The sequence below is a fragment of the Methylomonas sp. BG-2 genome, from assembly GCF_057766305.1.
On the sequence record NZ_JBYMAP010000085.1, the window covers coordinates 1 to 16775 of the forward strand.

A 16775-nucleotide genomic window follows, 5' to 3' on the forward strand; every position below is an offset into this window, starting at 1 on the left:
TTAGTGGGGATAGCGTGGTAGCCACCATTTTCGTCAGCGACGCCACCCAGTTCGTTATAGAATAATTCACCGAATTGTGTGTCGGTTTGGTTGTACCCCCATTGCGGATTCGTGCCTGCACTTGGCAAGGTCCATTGGCTGGAACCAGCGTAGTTGATGGTGTTGAGGTATTTAGTAAACGCCTGGGCGCCGAACCAGCTGACTAGACCGTTGGCACCGAAGTCGACTGAGCTAATAAGGGTATGATGGCCACTGTCCGCCGGGGTGTCATAATAATTAGGTGTGTCAGTAACGGACCCTATGGTGCTGATGATGGTGCTGACTAGATTAGGGTTGCTGGCTTCCAGGGTGCCCAGCAGATTGCCATCGGCCGTCCAGGTAATGTTGCTGACGTTACTGTACACGACCGCTTTACCGTCTGACGTGTATGGGGTTAAGGTAGCCTCGGCATTGAGGGAGGTTAAGCTGAAAAGCAGGCCGGCCGCTAGTAGTAGGGGTTGGTTAAAATGCATATCTATTCTCCATGTCTTAAAGCTAAAGATATTGACAACGATTTGACGCCTTGGATTTTGTATTAACCTTTTGCCTTTGCGTACAATTTAACGTCAAACCTTTGGGGCTAGGGCGTAAGAGCTTTTAGCAGCGAACTTCTTTAGGCGAGAGCTTTTACTCGAACTTGTAAAATGAATCAAGTTTTACGTTAGCCAAATATTTCAGGTGGCCCGGTAACCGGTTGGCAGGGTAACTCCGATAATCTATTAGAACTAGTACAAAACTCAAGGTGAATGTCAACTTTAAGCCTGATCTTTGCCGATGGGGTTACGGCTAGTTAATGGCGGGTTTTGGCCGAAACTGTGAATTCGCCGAGTTCAGTAAGCCTATCCCGATAGCTGACGTTCAAATTTTAGGGTTTCGATGAAACCAAATTCTAAGTGTTATAGGAACTATACAACTCTCCGGCATTCAGAATCTGCATGAGCATGTTGCATCTGACTGGATATCAAGAGACAAAATTTCTGGGGTTCCGGCTTACATCCCCAATAAGCTAAAAGTTATCCGGCCACAATCTTGCGCCGTGAAATACATCCAATATTTGAATTTGTTGTTCTTTTAAGTGATAGGGCAATATGTATTGTGTGCCGACAACCACTAACTCCCTTGTTCCATCAATGCGGCCAGCGCGGCCTAGCTGTGGGTTGTCTTGCAGCAAGACAGCGTGTTCTTTGATTTCAGCTAATAGTCTGCGGGCTGAGTTGGGATTTTCTTCGGCGATAAATGTAAATATCTCGCGTAAGTCCTGTCGGGCGGGTTCGATCCAAACGAGTTTCACACCCTACCCTTGGATTTTTGTTCGATCAGTTCTTCCATTTCACGCATGACATCGTCATGATCGACCAATTCACCACGGTCGGCGGCCGCTATACCTTGGGTGATTTTCTCGACCTGCCAAGCATGGGTTTTCAAGTATTCCCGTAAAGCTTGATTCACTAGGTAATTGCGTGATCGATCTAATGCCCCGGCAATAAAATCGAGTTGATGCACGATGTCTGATTCAGCCCTTACGGTAAATGCTTCGGTTGCCATGGTTGCCGCTCCGGTTAACGGTGGTTCATTTGTAATCATATCGCATAACTTAACGTACTGCCGGAATTGATTGATACAAGATAAGCATTTATACGGGTATAAATATCACCATGTCCGACGCCAATCCGCGCCGATTGTTAGGCGCGTTCATTCGTACCCATCGGGAACACTTGCCGACACCGGCTAAATCGGTCGGTAGACGGCGTACGCCGGGCTGGCGTCGCGAAGAGTTGGCCGATGCCGCCGGGGTGAGCGTGACCTGGTTGACTTGGTTGGAACAAGGGCGCGAGGTACAAGCCTCGGTGACAACCTTGACGCGCTTGGCGCAAGCACTGTGTTTATCGCCCGCCGAACGCGCGTCGCTATTCGACTTGGCCGGCAGGCGCGATCCCGACACGACAGCGGAAGTGCCTATGGATTTGTTGCCGCAACTATTGGAGTTGCCCGGCCAGTTCAACGGCCCTGCCTATCTAATCGACCGGATATGGACTGCGCGGGCTTGGAATCGCCAAGCCGGCGAACTGTTCGTCGATTGGCTGGGCGTTGACTCCAGCGAAAGTAATCTGCTGAACTACGTGTTTCTCAACGCAGGTGCCCAACAATTTATCGTTGATTGGCCCGATCGCGCGCAAAGGCTGGTGGCGGAGTTTCGCGCCGACTATCACCGCCGGCCGCTTGACGGCGATCTGCAACAATTGGTCGAACAGCTGTTACCGCAAAGTCCTGCGTTCGCACTGTATTGGCAGCAACAAACCGTGCTTCATCGCGAAGGCGGCGAGCGTCGTTTTAATCATGCTCAACGCGGCATCCTGAGTTATCGCCAGACTACCTTGATCGTTGCCATGCAGCCGGATTGCAAACTGGTCTGCTTGGTACCGAACGAATGAGGTTTAGTGTTCAGCCCATCCATAGCCGGTTTAAAAATCCGGCCAGCAACACCGAAAAACCGCCAATTTCAGCGGCGGCCAGGATATTCGAGATTTGGTAATCTTTATTTCTATCGGCCGAGTCACTCATGGCGTTATTGCTAAGGGTGGTTTTGGTGCTAGGGGCGTGATCGTTCCGAACTCATTACTGACAAAGTTTGTCTTCGCGTAGGCTAAAGGCCGCGCTGTTAAAACGTTTGACTACCATCGGATCGCCCAATACTATCCAACTACCAAAGCAGCACTGGTAAAAGGCTCAAAGCTCCATCCACAGGGGCTTGAAATTTTGCCGACCGATTAATCGATGATCACCCCCTTCAAGGATCAGATGAAAACCTATTGGACTTGTTTAAGCGCGATATTGCTTTTGCTCAGCGGTTGCACGGGTTCGCCGCCGTTAAAACCGGATGCAGCTCAACGCGGCGATTACAGGTACCTCAAGGCACATCTGTCCTGGCTGATCGAGCAGGAAATGTCCGAACAGAATGTGAAGGGATTGAGCATCGCCGTGGTGGATGACCAGAAGATCGTCTGGTCGCAAGGTTTTGGCTATGCCGATCAAGCCAGACAGATTGCCGCGACCCCGGAAACGGTTTATCGAACCGGCTCCATCTCCAAGCTTTTCACCGAAACGCTGGTCATGCAACTGGCCGAGCAAGGAAAGCTGGATATTGATCGGCCTTTGCAAACCTATCTGCCAAATTTTGCGATCAAAAGCCGCTTCCCGGATGCCGGGCCGATTACACCGCGCAATATCATGACCCATCTTTCCGGCTTGCCGGGCGATAGAGGGAATGGCATGTGGACCAGGAGTCCAGCGCCGTTCAGTCAACTGGTTGACCCCCTAAAAGACGAATATGTCGCCTATCCGCCCAATCGCATCTGGGCTTATTCGAACCTGGGCATCACCTTGTTAGGGGCGATGCTGGAACGGCTTACCGGCCAGGATTTCAGCAGTTACGCCAACCGGCAGCTGTTAAAACCGCTCGGTATGACGAATGCGGCATTTTCGCAGGGTCTCGAGGTAGCACTGGCCTCGAAAGCCTATAAGAATGATCAGGAAAAGACCGAAGTGGCACTGCGCGATATTCCGGCCGGGGGCTTGAACGCGAATGTCTTGGATTTGAGCCGTTTTATCGCGATGGTGTTGGCGGACGGAAAAGCTAATGGCCGGCCCATATTAAAACCGGAAACCCTGCATGAAATGCTGTGCCAGCAAAACCGGGACGTGGCGCTGGATGTGGGTACCAAAACCGGTTTGGGTTGGTTCTTGACCAGCAAGCCGGGTATCGGCGAAGTGGCGGCACACGGTGGAGCTACACTTTTTCATCGCAGCCTGCTGACGGTGCTGCCGGAACACAGGTTGGGCGTGGTCGTGTTGGCGAATTCCCCGCCCAACGGCGACTTGATCGACAAAGTCACCGATAAGGCGCTAAAACTGGCGGTTGCGATAAAAACCGGCCAGCCTCTGCCGGAGGACACCGAAACACCTGAAATCGAAACCCGTGGGCTAACCGCGCAGGAGCAGCAATTGGCAGCCGGGCAATACGCAACCGCGCTCGGCTACATCCAGCTAACCGCGGACGGCGATATCCTGTCCACCGAACTGAACGGTAACAGCATGGATTTGGTTGGCAGGGACGACGGCCAATTCGGCATTCGCTACAAACTGCTGGGTTTGATTCCGCTACAACCCAAGCAACTGGCTGAAGTGGGCGTGTCGGTGCGCCATGTCGACGGTCATGATCTGGCGCTGGACCACTGGCATGGACAAACCTTTGTGTTAGGCGAGAAAATCCAACCCGTACCTATCCCGGAATCCATGCGTAGCCGCCAGGGAGAATACGAGATTGTGAATCTTGCCGAAGGCGAGGCGATGGTCCCGGAAAAATGCGCGCTACGCGAACGGGACGGTTTTTTGATGCTGGAATATTCCATCCCCGCTTTCGAGACGAATAATCTGGTATTCCCCATTGCACCGGTATCGGAAAATGCCGCCGTTATTCTCGGGCTGGGGCGCGGCATGCAGGAAACCGTGCGGCTGGAGACGATCGATGGGCAAGATTTTGTGGCCTATTCCGGGTATTTATTACGGAAGAAATGAGCAAAACCTTCAGGATGAACAATCTCCTATGGCGTTGGCATTTCACTCGCTTGAACGTATTGTCAATGCGTAAGCTTTGCGATTACCGTAGGCCGCCAGTCAAAACGGGTTTTATGAATGATCACAATCTTGCAACCATCCATCAAGAGGTATTCCGATGGGAGAATTCATCGCCTATCTGCCGGAAGTGTTCGAACTATTCGGCACCATTCACTCCCGCAAAATGTTCGGGGGCTATGGGGTTTACCACGATGGCTTTATGTTTGCCATGGTGGCCGACGAGACCCATTATCTCAAGGCGGGTGCTAAAAATGCAAAGTTTTTCGAGGAACAGGGGCTTGCGCCATTTGCCTATCAGCGGGAAGGCAAGATGGCGAAAACGTCGTATTACCCGGCACCGGCTGAGTTTATGGAAGACCGCGAGCAGGCAGCTATCTGGGCGTGCCGCTCGTATGATGCCGCACGACGAGTTCAACGTAACCAGCGTAAAGCCAACGCGTCGACGGCCAAAAAGGCGAATTGCAAAACGTGAAGGTGCCTGTAACCGCTTATTCTAACACGCTGGCCGACCGGCACCCACTCAGTAAACGAATGAAGACTTATATCGCATTGTTTAGAGGCATCAATGTTGGCGGGAAGCATATTCTGCCGATGTCGGCATTGGTTGCCATTTTCGAAAGCCTTGGCCTCCGCGACGTCAAAACCTATATCCAAAGTGGCAATGCGGTGTTTCGTAGCCATGCGGAAGACGTTGGGCCACTTTCCACGCGGATTGTGGAGGAAATAAACAAACGCCACGGTTTCGAGCCGCAGTTATTATTACTGGAGTTGGCGGAACTGGAACACGCCGTGCGAGCCAATCCGTTTCCCGATACAGAAAGCCAACCTAATACCTTACACCTGAGTTTTCTGCTGTCCGCACCTGCCAACCCCGATCTTAATGCGCTGGCCGTCATCAAGAAAGACAGCGAACGGTTTGGTTTGATCGATCGGGTTTTCTACCTGCATGCGCCGGAAGGTATCGGTCGCTCGAAACTGGCAGCCCAGGCCGAAAAGCAGCTAGGCGTAGCAATGACGTGCCGCAATTGGCGGACGGTTTGCAAGATCATGGAATTGGCGAAAGCATGACCCCGCCTAACGCTGCTGATTAATAAACCTCGTGCGAATAGATTCGCCGCAACGAATCCCTCCATGTACATACCAACTTGGTTCGGCTGATTTGGCCTTTGGTCCTCGCTGACTAGCCTTGGTTCTCACGGAATACGATGTCCTAAATTGCGGCTTTTATGTCATTTCGGAATCAAGGCGAAATAGTCATCATGTGTATGGGCGACGAGCCCCGAAATTCCTAACATTTTTGGAGAACAAATGATGCAAAAGTCCCTTTCCCAGCCACTTCCTTCCTATCAACGCTTCGAACAAGCCATATCCCCTCCGGGCACCCGGCCATTTCGAGTCGGTGTCGTGATTGGGCCGGGATTCCTGCCGATGGACATGGTCGGGATTCAGGCGGTTTTCGGCTTCTGTCCGGGTGCCGAAATCCATTTGCTGTGGAAATCGCTAGATCTGGTGGAAGGCTTTCCGGCTTGGTGGACCAAACCGACCACCACGTTTTCAGACTGTCCGGGAAATCTGGATGTGCTGGCCGTGCCAATGCTGGCGCCGGAGACCACGAACGATCCCGAGGTCATCGCCTTCGTCGCCAAACAAGGCCGCCAAGCTAAATACGTGATTGGCGTTTGTAATGGCGTGGTTTTGTTGGGGGCGGCCGGCCTTTTGCAAGGCAAACGCGTGACGACCAGCCTCAATTCCTTACCTCTGCTGAATAAACTGGGTGCGTCGGAAGTCGTGACTACCGGTGGTAGTGTCGTGGTGGATGGTAATCTTTATACCGCCAGACCTAGCATCGGCAGTTTCGAAGCCGCGTTGATGGTGGCGGATGTCGCTTTGGGGCGCGAATTCGCTGAATTGGCCAATCTGGTCGTCGAATACGACCCGCATCCGCCGCTTGGACCGGGAACGGTCGAGAATGCCGGCAAGGCAATCGCCGGGAAATATTCGAGTTTGATCGCCGATATGATTCAGGAGTATAGCCGAGGCGCAATCGCGGCTTATACCGGTCAGGCTCAAGGCTGACACTCGCCAAAATGGACAGTGCCGTTGCCGTTATTATCCATGCGGCACTGTTCACTGCATTCCAGCGTAAGCCTTTGATATTAGAAACAGGTAAGTTAGTCGCGGCTTAACTTAATGAAGCGAAAAATTATTTTCTTTGTCTATCCGGAATTCGAATTGCTCGATTTAAGCGGGCCGTGCTCGGCATTTAACTTGGTCAACGAACTTTACGGCGGGCGTTACGAATTTAGCGTGGTGTCCGCGACGGGTGGCGCGATCAAAGACCGGGCCGGTTTAAGTATGGCTAGCGAGAAATTCGCCGAAGTGGGCGACCATGAGACCATCGTGACTGTAGGCGGTCCGACGGCACATGTCTACGATTTGAATGCCGCGACCAAGGCCTTTTTTTGGGAAAGCGCCCGGCGGGGCAATCGCGTCGTCAGCGTTTGCACCGGTGCGTTTCTTCTCGCCGCTGCCGGGTTGCTGGATGGCCGCAGAGCAACCACTCACTGGCGTTATGCGGGGCTATTGCAATCGCGATACCCAAAAGTGCTGGTCGATATCGACCGAATTTATGTTAAAGAGGGCAATATTTGGACGGCGGCCGGATTGACCGCCGGCATAGACCTGGCGTTGATGCTGATCGAGGAGGACTTCGGTTCCTCGGTTGCCAAAGGCGTTGCCAAGGACATGGTGGTTTACCATCGCCGTCTGGGCGGGCAATCGCAATTTTCGGCCATCTTGGACATTACTCCAACGTCCGGTCGGGTTAGAGACGTGCTTTGCTATGCCCGCGAGCATTTGCGCGAATCCTTATCCGTTGAGCGTCTTGCAGAAGTGGCTTGCATCAGTCCGCGCCAATTTAGCCGGACTTTTTTTAATGCCACCGGCATGACGCCGGCGAAAGCCATCGAGCGGCTTAGATTGGATGTCGCTCGGCCCAGAATTGAAGAAACGCTAGAGCCGCTCGAACAAATCGCCAGGGATGTGGGTTTGGGGTCAGCGGAAAAGATGGGCCGCAGTTGTCTGAATGTATTCGGACGGACTTCGCAAGAATTACGACGTGCCGCCCGTAAATCGCTTGGCGGGTAGTCGCCCGGCTTCGGCTATTGGCAGTGGCTTTTCAATTCCTCGTAAAATGCGTCATCCAAGCCGCTAGCGCTATCAGTACATAGCACCGAGAAAACCGATCCTGGTCAATGAAAAACTCAGCGCAGCCTAGAGCGGAAAGTGCGGTTCGACCGGATTTGTCGCAACGGCCTTGGGTGTCTGGCCTCTTAGTAAAACGCCGGCTGATTGAAAAATGCGCCAAAGCCACAGGCCACGAACAACCAATACGGCGGGCTTTTAGAGTCGTGAGAATTCAAATTAACAAGTTGTTCCGACTGTCGCCGGTCTTGCCGACGGCTGGTATCCGCTATCAGTCCAAAATCTCGGGGCGATGAAAGTTCTAAAAATGCCCTAAAATTTTGATCTAACAAAAGGAGTTGACAGACGCTTCCTAATTTTCGTTTTTGTTACATAAACGGTCATGTTTGCCGAATTCGCGCCGCTTCCTGCAAATCTGCTATCAGCTGCTGCGGCTCTTCTTGATAACGGCGCATGAGATCCGGTGGGGCTGCCGTATGTTTGTCGTAAATGACGCTCCAGCGGCTAATCTCGAGTAGCACAGGGACCAGATCGAGTGCTTTGTCCGTTAGCTCATAAAACACTTGGCGCTTGTCTTCGGACTTGTGTTTGCGGATAACGAGTCCGTCCGCTTCCATTTTCTTCAGTCGCGAAGCCAGAATGTTAGTTGCGATTCCTTCTTTCGAAGTTATGAGCTCTCGGTAGTGCCGTTTGCCGCTTAGCATCAGATCGCGGAGTATGATTAGCGTCCATCGGTCTCCAAACACTTCGAGGGCATAATCGATTGGACATCTATTTCCGAGCTTGGATTCGGACATTCGGTTTATTTACTTGCATTTTACAATTGAAACAGGATAATTAGTTGCATAATGCAAGTATATCAACCTGGGCTTATTCCGCAAACCACGTTCATCAGGAAATCGTATATGTCGCCAATAAATTCTACTGCCACCAATATCTCGTTGCTGCGGATTTACACAGCTCCTTGCATCATTGTCGGCTCGGTCGTAGCTTGGTTATTCTGGCTATTAGCCGGTGAACATCACTCTGTGCGACCGGAGTTGCTTGTTTCTCCCATGGCTGCGCTCTTTACGCTGACGGCTTTGGTATGGCTGATCATGGTCGTCGCACGCAATGTTGCCGTTATTCGAGGGCATGCATCGCTCGGATATTTCGTGGATTACAAGTCGGATATCCCGGCCGACGATCGATTTGAACGTCCCGCTCGAACCTTCAATAATCTGATGCAAGTGCCACCGCTTTTTTATGTGATTTGTCTATTGATGTTGGTAGGGAAAGAAGCTGACAACGTTCAAATCGCTCTTGCCTGGGCTTTTGTTGTACTCAGGTATGCCCATGCATTTATTTATATGGCGGTAAACTGGGTGCCGTATCGCTTCGCGACTTGGGCGCCAAGCTGCATCATTCTGAGCACTCTTTGGTTTCGCTTTGTGACGGTGGTTGGATTTGGCTAAGCTTGGATGGAATCCGGACGATCAGACGAATACCATTGAATTTAAGAACGCTTTTGCCGGGTGAGCAACGCCTGCTGAACGGCCATTGCAATTTCATTGGCGATTTTTTCGTCTGTAACCGCGCGAGCTAAGGTTACACCGCCAATCAACATCGCAAAGTTAGCCCAAGCCTTATCAACCGCCGCCTGATCGCCTGTTTCCCGTGTTCCATCCGCTGCTAGTTTGACGATCTCCAGCAACTCCAATTCAAATGCAGCGCGTATCGCTTCCTCGGAACGGCATACTTCCGGTGTTACACTTTGGAGTATGCAGCTATCGCCCAGATCGCAGGTGCGTTTTGGCCCCATGTAAAACTTTGCAAATTCTTCCCACCAGTTTTCGCCGTGCTGTTGTTTGAAAAAGCCAATACCTGATTTTAAATCCTTCATTCCGGCAATGATTACAGCTTTGAAAGCCTCTGCTTTGGAGCTGAAGTGCCCGTAGAAAGCCCCTGAGGTCACGCCGGCTTCCTTGGCCAAACCATCGACGCCAATGCCGCTGTAACCGCCTTTTCGAAAGCAACGTCCAGCAGCCTCAATAATGCGCTGGCAGGTTTGTTGTTTTTGGTCTTCTGTATATCTCACGCTGGTGTATCCAATACTATTTTGGCTTGACATTGTATCAAATCGTTGGAATCGGCATGGTTGATAGGATAACGATCGTTATCTATTATTAGATAGCGGTCGTTATCCAATGCCCGCCAATTAGCTTTCGCTATGTGTAACCCCCACACTACAGGAAACCGATATGCCGCTTACTCTTACGCTCACAGAAGGTGTATTACCCGCAGGAACTGAAAAACTGGCTTTTCGCCGAATTTGCGATTCAATGTTGAAATGGCACGGGCTCTCCGGTAATCAGGTGATGACGCCTAATGTGGTCGGCGCCATCCATCTGCTACCCAAACAGCAAACCTATGCGGGACTGGAAGAAACCGAGGTCGCCTTCATCGAATGGAAGGTGCCCTCATTTGCATTCAATACCAGAGAAATTCAACAGGGACATATCGAAGAGGCCACCGGAATTATTCACGAGTTATCGGGCGGCAATCTGCCTAAGCAACAAATATGGGCTAACATCGTTCATGCTGTTGATGGTGCCTGGGGAATTGCCGGGCAGGCGATGACGAATGACCAACTAGGTGAGGCACTTTCTGCAGGTTAGGATTTGATTGAGTCGCGGGTCGATCTCCAGCGGCCCGCGAAGCAGTAAATATCTTGCCTCACTAAAATCGCTCATCATGGATGTTAAATGGCTGATATGGGGTCCTATACCAATCAGCCTGACCGGCAAAGCTGTTAAAACATCTCGTTACACTCTAATAAGCGCCTAGCAAAAAGTTAGCGTGTATTTTGAGCCAAATCCACGGCCAATTTCATCAATGGCCAGCTCCAGTTCATCCGGCGCATATGTTTTGAAAGGTAGCCATTCATATTTCATCTTATGCCACAGCAATTCGATTCGGTTCAACTCAGGACTGTAGGGAGGCAGAAAATAAAATCGCATGCCTTTCTCTTCCAATAAATCCCAATAAGGTTTCAGCTTTTTGGCCGTATGAATGGATGCATTGTCCAAAATCACCACCATCGGCTTGCTGACGCGTTCGATCAGCGCCATTAGAAAACCAAAGAACCACAGGCCATTTACGCTCTGCCAAAGTGGGGTCAACAGTATTCGAAGAACTCTTCGACAATGACGAAAAGTTTTTAGGTTATGTTTTATCGGAAGGGCAAGCGCTATTACTTGGCCACGAAATGAACGAGCGTTATGGCTGGAATGCCTCCTACCCTTTATTACAGCCGTGCGGAATATGCCAGGACGCGGTCGGCCTGTCGTGTTTGGCGTAGGCGGCGACCGGGAGGGTTTCGCCGACCAACTGCTCTAAATTGCCGACCGAAATCAAGTATTGATCCAAGTTGCTCTTGGTAGCCGATGGGCTATTCGGCACCACCCAAGCAACGACTCGTTGATCTTGATCGCTGCCACGGATAATCACTTTCCAAAAGGCGTCCGGCGTTTTGACGCCGTGTGATCTCAAAAAATAGTCGTCGGCGGGGTTATTCCCCCAAATCACGCCGCCAATGACGTGCAGGTCTTCGAGGTCGCGGTAACACAGGTGAGTCGGCACAGTGGTGACATAAGCAAAAACCTTTGAAAAGCGCCGAGTTTTGCAGGAATGAAGATTGTCACCAGTCCCGATAGTTAATGTGGTCATAAAGCCTCCAAAATGTCATCAAAAGCAACCATCAGGCTAACTGCGCAAAGATTTGATGCTACACATTCAGCATTAGCTCCGCCATACCATCCAGCTTACCCTTGACCTGTTTCCAGTCCGGCATTTGCAGGCTCAATAATCGATAAAACTCCGGACTGTGATTGTGCTCCTTCAGATGGCAAAGCTCGTGAATTATGACGTAATCGATGCACTCTCTGGGCGCCTTAACCAAATGCGGGTTCAGTAAGATATGCCCATGTGGCGAGCAGCTTCCCCATTGCTTTTGCATGGTCAAAAGCTTAATCGTCGGTAGCGACTCATTCAGCCATAACACACCAGGTGCCAAAGCTTGCAACCGACGATGAAAAACTTGATGGGCGTGGGATGCGTACCAGTCTTTCAATAACTGACTGATTTTTTCCGTGGAACGGTCAGCCGTGACAACCTGTAATTGCCCGCGCAACAGTTTGACGGTTGGTCGATGGCTGTTGGTTAAATCCAGCACTTTTAGCGGGTAGCGCTTCCCTAAGTAGAAATGGCTTTCGCCACTAATGTATTGCCTGGGCAGCACTTCAGCTTGCGCTTCCCGGATACGAGATAGATTCTGCAATAACCAGCGCGCACGTTTCTGCACAGCTTGCTTGATTTTGAGCAGTTCGACACCAGCAGGCGCATCGACCTGAACAATACCATCCGGATGGACATGAATGGCTATTTTGGTCGTTTTACTGGTCCGAAAAGTAACTTGGTAGTTTATTTCCTCGTCACCATAGCGAATGGATTGTTTGGTCATCGTTCTTTGGACAAACCGACTCGGGTGATTTGCACGATATGCTCAATAACTTCCTTGGCCTTATCCATGCCGATTAACTTGAACAAGCGCGGCAACAAACCTTTACGGATTTCAGCTTCAATGTTTTGCGGATTGACGGAATTTTCCGCGACCGCCTTGTCGACCAGTTCATCAATAGCAAAAGCCTGTTCGACATAGCTTTGCCTGTCCGTTTCGGATAAAGAGTTGAACGAGTCTTCACCGAACACCAATTTGAATACCCCAAAGTACGCTTTGGCATGCGGATTGGACGCCAATGGATCCGGCGTATCCGGCACCTCGCGCTCGGCCAGTTTTTCTTCCAAATCCTTAAACAGCATGTACTGTTTGAACGGATGCTCGAACATGGCCTCAGCATCACGAATAGCCTGGTCCAGAAGTTCCGAAAACACTTTTTGCGCGTAAGGATCGTCTTGTAAATCCTGCTCGATGGTTTTCTTCAGTCGAGTGCGAATAATGTCGGTTTCGTTGCGGGTTTTTTCATCGGTCCAATCTTCGGGTTTTTGCTTACCCAGTTCATTGACGATGAATACGCCTTCCGGCTCGCGAATGCCTTCACCGACCACATGCTTATCGATCAGCTTTTTGATGCGCGCCGCGTAGTCGGAATAATCAATGGTCTCCCCGGCATCCTGGCGGGCAATTTGCCGTAGCTGGCTGAAAAACCGAACATCGCGCTTATAAGTGCGAATATCATCTTCGGAAAAGCTGCGGTCTTCGTAAAAACTGCTCGAACCCAGCGCTATTTCCAGACACAGACTAAACGCTGTCAAAGCCTCGTAAAAATCTTCCCGCACCTTTTGTTTGGCATCGTAACTGTCGCCGGCGTCGTCGGTCTGGTAATGCGGAATCAACACCTGGCGAAACTGCTCCAGGTCGGCGCGATTTTTAATGTCTTTGAATATCGCCCATAACGTGTCGTGCAAAACGGGCAGTTTTTTATATTCGGTGTTCACCTGCCGATACAAACCGATCAGATCATCGATGTCGTAACCATCTTGAGTGCGTTCGGCCAAATTTTGATAGGCCTCCAGGGTCGTATCCAACTCTTTCAATATCCCCCGGTAATCGATCAGCAAGCCAAACTTCTTTAATTCATGCAGTCGATTGACGCGGGCGATGGCCTGAATCAGGTTGTGCTGTTTCAGCGGTTTGTCGATATACAACACTGCGTTGCGGGGCTCGTCGAACCCCGTCAGCAGCTTATCTACCACAATCAGGATTTGCGGATCGTCTTCGTCGGCGAATCGACGGATCACTTCCTTGGTATAGGTCTCTTCGCTTTGGTTGCCGACATGTACCTGCCACCATTGCTGCACTTCCGGTAATTGGCTTTCGTCCACTGCCTCGTGACCTTCACGGGTGTCGGGCGGTGACATGATGATAGCGCTGGTCACCAAGCCGGTTTCATCGAGATATTTCTTATAGCGGATTGCCGATAGCTTGCTATCAGTCGCCAATTGCGCTTTCAAACCATCGGCCACGTTCTTGACGAAATGGTCGGCAATATCGTGCGCGATCAGTTCGATGCGACTTTCGGATTGGTAGATTTGGCCTTTCTGCGCGAACTTTTTTTTCAGATCGGCGCGCTGCTTGTCGGTCAAGCCTTCGGTAATACGCTCGAACCAATTATCGATGGCCTTGGCATTGGTACCCAGTTCCGGCACCCGTTCTTCGTACAGCAAGGGCGTGACCGTGCTATCTTCCACCGCACGCTGCATGGTGTAGGCATGAATGATGGGGCCGAATTTGTTGGTGGTTTTGTCGTTTTTCAGCAGCGGCGTGCCGGTAAAAGCAATGTAAGCCGCATTCGGCAAGGCCTGGCGCATACGCTCGTGGGTTTCTCCGCCATGGCTGCGATGGCCTTCATCGACCAATACGATAATGTCTGAGCTGGGGTTATGGCACTCGGGCTGCTTGGAGGCGGTCGCGAATTTATTGATGATCGAAAATAAAATCCGCTCGTTACCCTGACTGATACGCTGCGCCAAATCCTTACCCGACGTGGCCTTGGCCTTTTCAACATCCCGTGGTGAAGCCAAAGCGCCGGCATTGGCGAACACCTTGCTCAATTGCGTTTCCAGATCAATCCGGTCCGTCACCACGAAAAAACGGCAGGGTTTTAGCTGCTCATGCAGAATCAAGGCCTTGGCCATGAACACCATCGTAAACGACTTGCCGGAACCGGTGGTATGCCAAATCACGCCGCCCTGGCGGGCATCGCGGCTATTCTTGCGCGTGACCTGATCGATCAATTTCTTGATGCCAAAATACTGCTGATAGCGCGCGGCAATCTTGCCACTTTTCTTATCGAACAGAATAAAAAAGCGCATGAATTCCATTAACCTGTCTGGCTTCAACAAGCTGACAATCAGCTTGTCCTGGCCAGTCACTAACAGTTTGCCTTGCGCAGCTTGGCTATCGAAATACTGCCGCATCCAAGCCGGCCGGTGTCCAAACAACTGCGCAACCTGGCTATCCGATAACGCGGTGTTCTTGATCGCGTCAAAGATGTCGTCATTCAGCAATTCTTCCCGCCATAACGCCCAAAACTTGGCCGGTGTCCGGGTAGTCCCATACCGGCCATCCAGACCATTCACCGATAGCAATAATTGGCTGTAGGCAAACAAATGCGGAATCTCGGCGACGCCTTGATTTCTGAGGTGCTGTGAAATGCCCTCCTTGAGCATATCCTTGTGCGGATTATGCGGATCAGGTCGCTTGGCTTCGATACACACCAAGGGAATGCCATTCACGAAGCAGACGATGTCCGGCCGACGCGTGCCGGTACCGCCGGCATTCAACACCTCAAATTCGTCGGTGACCTGAAAGCAATTATTGGCCGGGTTTTCCCAATCGATGAGGGCGATGGTCGGCTGGGCTTTTTTGCCGTCGATAAATTCGGTAACGGTCAGCCCTAAGGTCAAGTGGTCATACAGCCGCTCATTGGCGGACAACAAGCCTTCGCCCAAGCAGGGTGAGGCCAACTGCCGCACAATGTCATCGATGGCATTATTAGAGAGTGGATACTCCTGGCCTTTCCAGTCAAATCGGCGTTTGCGCAGTTCAGCGATCAACACTGACCGCAACAACACTTCAGAGGTTTGTCCGCCGCGATAGGCAAGTGCTTGCGCTGGCGACAGGTACTCATAGCCCATCGCCATCAACACCAGCAAGGCCGGGATTTGCGAACTGAAGACTTCCTTGGTTTCAGGGATAACACTCATCGGATTGTATCCGTAGCACCTTGTACGATCCGCAGATAACGTTCCAAGGTGGCTTGCTCCAGGCTGGCTACCAGTTCGATAAACAGGCTGTAATCGCCGCTGGTATGCGCGGTGTCCAGGGCATCGTAATAGGCCAAGCGATTTTCCACTGGAATGATCACGGGCAAAAAGCCGCGCCGCATCAATTCAAAGTTCATCAATAACCGCGAGGTACGGCCGTTGCTGTCAACAAATGGGTGGATACCGACGAAATCGACGTGCAAGCGGGCGGCGCATTCCACCGGGTGCAACTCTCTGGAACGGCTATACCAGTCCATCAGCCCCACCATCGCGTCCGGCACCTTAATATAATCCGGCGGCAGATGCTCGGCGCCGGCGATCACCACGTTTTCCTGCCGGTATTGGCCGGCGTTGCGGTCGTCGATGTTTTTTAGCACCAGGTGGTGAATGGATTTGATTTGCCACTCGCTCAAGGCTTCCTGGTTTTGGACGATGGCCTCGACGTAATCGATGGCTTCCTTGTGATTGATCACCTCGAAATGCTCGCGCAACGGCTTGCCGCCGATGGTGATGCCTTCCAGCACCACCTTGGTTTCCTTCAAGGTTAAGGTATTACCCTCGATGGCATTGGAATGGTAAGTCCATTCCAGCACTTGCTGTTCGTGCAGGGTGCGGACGGTGTGTTCCGGCAATAGCCGCAGGCTGTCCAAGATGGACTTGAGGCGGTCGATTTCGGCGAAGCGGGCGGCAGTATTCATGATTCATCGACCTTCACGCGGCGTTTTCCGGTGAGTAGTTGTTGCACTAGAAATTTTTTCTCGCTGACAAAAGCCTCTCGCATCGCGATAAGTCCGGCAATTTCTTGATCACAAGAATGAAGAATTTTGGCAATTTGCATTTGTTCTTCTATCTCCGGAATTGTCACAGTTACTTCCTTGAAATGACGAAACTTTAGATTCCAAGTATCTGAAGTTAAACCTTGCGAGTATCTATAAAAATTATGAATAGTTCTCGGCAACTTAAATAGATATGAGATAAATAAGCCATCAACCCCATGTTTCGGAGTAATAACTGTATATGCAGGGCTTACACGCCCCTCAATCTCCGATAGCGCAGAAACTCCTTGCCAC

The 16775-nt window shown here is 51.2% G+C and carries 19 protein-coding genes; 8 read left to right on the plus strand and 11 right to left on the minus strand.

The window, feature by feature from the left end; genetic code table 11:
• From AC3B8H_RS09985 to AC3B8H_RS09995, 3 genes are all read right to left on the minus strand, one after another.
• A partial coding sequence (locus AC3B8H_RS09985; RefSeq protein WP_488441433.1) for a hypothetical protein occupies positions 1-512 on the minus strand: 512 nt, incomplete at its 3' end.
• 533 nt (positions 513-1045) lie between these two features.
• Positions 1046-1330: a type II toxin-antitoxin system RelE/ParE family toxin gene (locus AC3B8H_RS09990; RefSeq protein ID WP_488441434.1), complete on the minus strand. Its 285-nt coding sequence runs from the start codon at positions 1328-1330 to the stop codon at positions 1046-1048.
• On the minus strand, positions 1327-1584 hold the full coding sequence (locus tag AC3B8H_RS09995) for a CopG family ribbon-helix-helix protein (protein ID WP_488441435.1): 258 nt from the start codon (positions 1582-1584) through the stop codon (positions 1327-1329). The genes AC3B8H_RS09990 and AC3B8H_RS09995 overlap by 4 nt, the downstream gene beginning before the upstream one ends.
• A 110-nt stretch (positions 1585-1694) precedes the next feature.
• On the opposite strand from AC3B8H_RS09995, the gene AC3B8H_RS10000 reads away from it, so the two are divergent.
• From AC3B8H_RS10000 to AC3B8H_RS10025, 6 genes are all read left to right on the plus strand, one after another.
• A complete protein-coding gene (locus AC3B8H_RS10000) occupies positions 1695-2471 on the plus strand; it encodes a helix-turn-helix transcriptional regulator (protein ID WP_488441436.1) in 777 nt (258 codons plus the stop codon).
• A 343-nt stretch (positions 2472-2814) separates the two neighbouring features.
• Positions 2815-4614 carry a serine hydrolase domain-containing protein gene (locus AC3B8H_RS10005; protein ID WP_488441437.1) on the plus strand — a complete coding sequence of 600 codons (1800 nt, stop codon included), beginning with the start codon at positions 2815-2817 and terminating at the stop codon, positions 4612-4614.
• A 157-nt stretch (positions 4615-4771) separates the two neighbouring features.
• Positions 4772-5146 carry a TfoX/Sxy family protein gene (locus AC3B8H_RS10010; RefSeq protein ID WP_488441438.1) on the plus strand — a complete coding sequence of 125 codons (375 nt, stop codon included), beginning with the start codon at positions 4772-4774 and terminating at the stop codon, positions 5144-5146.
• Positions 5143-5742, plus strand: coding sequence for a DUF1697 domain-containing protein (locus AC3B8H_RS10015; protein WP_488441451.1), 600 nt, complete (start codon positions 5143-5145; stop codon positions 5740-5742). The genes AC3B8H_RS10010 and AC3B8H_RS10015 overlap by 4 nt, the downstream gene beginning before the upstream one ends.
• 336 nt (positions 5743-6078) lie before the next feature.
• Positions 6079-6750 (plus strand): DJ-1/PfpI family protein, encoded by a 672-nt coding sequence (locus tag AC3B8H_RS10020; protein WP_488441439.1) that lies wholly within the window; start codon positions 6079-6081, stop codon positions 6748-6750.
• A gap of 114 nt (positions 6751-6864) precedes the next feature.
• Entirely contained in the window at positions 6865-7821 is a 957-nt protein-coding gene (locus AC3B8H_RS10025; RefSeq protein WP_488441440.1) for a GlxA family transcriptional regulator, read from the plus strand.
• Positions 7822-8258: 437 nt separating this feature from the next.
• Here the strand turns inward: AC3B8H_RS10025 and AC3B8H_RS10030 are convergent, their stop codons facing one another.
• Complete coding sequence (locus tag AC3B8H_RS10030) at positions 8259-8675, minus strand: winged helix-turn-helix transcriptional regulator (RefSeq protein ID WP_488441441.1); 417 nt, start codon at positions 8673-8675, stop codon at positions 8259-8261.
• 108 nt (positions 8676-8783) lie between these two features.
• Between AC3B8H_RS10030 and AC3B8H_RS10035 the strand changes: the two genes are divergently transcribed.
• Positions 8784-9332, plus strand: a complete 549-nt coding sequence (locus tag AC3B8H_RS10035) for an MAPEG family protein (RefSeq protein ID WP_488441442.1) — start codon at positions 8784-8786, stop codon at positions 9330-9332.
• A gap of 41 nt (positions 9333-9373) precedes the next feature.
• Here AC3B8H_RS10035 and AC3B8H_RS10040 read toward each other — a convergent pair whose 3' ends face one another.
• Positions 9374-9955 (minus strand): TetR/AcrR family transcriptional regulator, encoded by a 582-nt coding sequence (locus AC3B8H_RS10040; protein WP_488441443.1) that lies wholly within the window; start codon positions 9953-9955, stop codon positions 9374-9376.
• Between the two features lie 163 nt (positions 9956-10118).
• Between AC3B8H_RS10040 and AC3B8H_RS10045 the strand changes: the two genes are divergently transcribed.
• On the plus strand, positions 10119-10535 hold the full coding sequence (locus AC3B8H_RS10045) for a 4-oxalocrotonate tautomerase (RefSeq protein ID WP_488441444.1): 417 nt from the start codon (positions 10119-10121) through the stop codon (positions 10533-10535).
• Positions 10536-10700: 165 nt separating this feature from the next.
• Here AC3B8H_RS10045 and AC3B8H_RS10050 read toward each other — a convergent pair whose 3' ends face one another.
• From AC3B8H_RS10050 to AC3B8H_RS10075, 6 genes are all read right to left on the minus strand, one after another.
• Positions 10701-11039, minus strand: coding sequence for a transposase (locus AC3B8H_RS10050; RefSeq protein WP_488441445.1), 339 nt, complete (start codon positions 11037-11039; stop codon positions 10701-10703).
• Positions 11040-11154: 115 nt separating this feature from the next.
• Complete coding sequence (locus tag AC3B8H_RS10055; protein ID WP_488441446.1) at positions 11155-11499, minus strand: DNA/RNA non-specific endonuclease; 345 nt, start codon at positions 11497-11499, stop codon at positions 11155-11157.
• 145 nt (positions 11500-11644) lie between these two features.
• A complete protein-coding gene (locus AC3B8H_RS10060; RefSeq protein WP_488441447.1) occupies positions 11645-12379 on the minus strand; it encodes a M48 family metallopeptidase in 735 nt (244 codons plus the stop codon).
• Positions 12376-15645 (minus strand): type I restriction endonuclease subunit R, encoded by a 3270-nt coding sequence (locus AC3B8H_RS10065; protein ID WP_488441448.1) that lies wholly within the window; start codon positions 15643-15645, stop codon positions 12376-12378. The genes AC3B8H_RS10060 and AC3B8H_RS10065 overlap by 4 nt, the downstream gene beginning before the upstream one ends.
• Entirely contained in the window at positions 15642-16403 is a 762-nt protein-coding gene (locus tag AC3B8H_RS10070; protein ID WP_488441449.1) for a Fic family protein, read from the minus strand. The genes AC3B8H_RS10065 and AC3B8H_RS10070 overlap by 4 nt, the downstream gene beginning before the upstream one ends.
• On the minus strand, positions 16400-16775 hold a 376-nt coding region (locus AC3B8H_RS10075; RefSeq protein WP_488441450.1), incomplete at its 5' end, for a restriction endonuclease subunit S. The genes AC3B8H_RS10075 and AC3B8H_RS10070, both read right to left, overlap by 4 nt.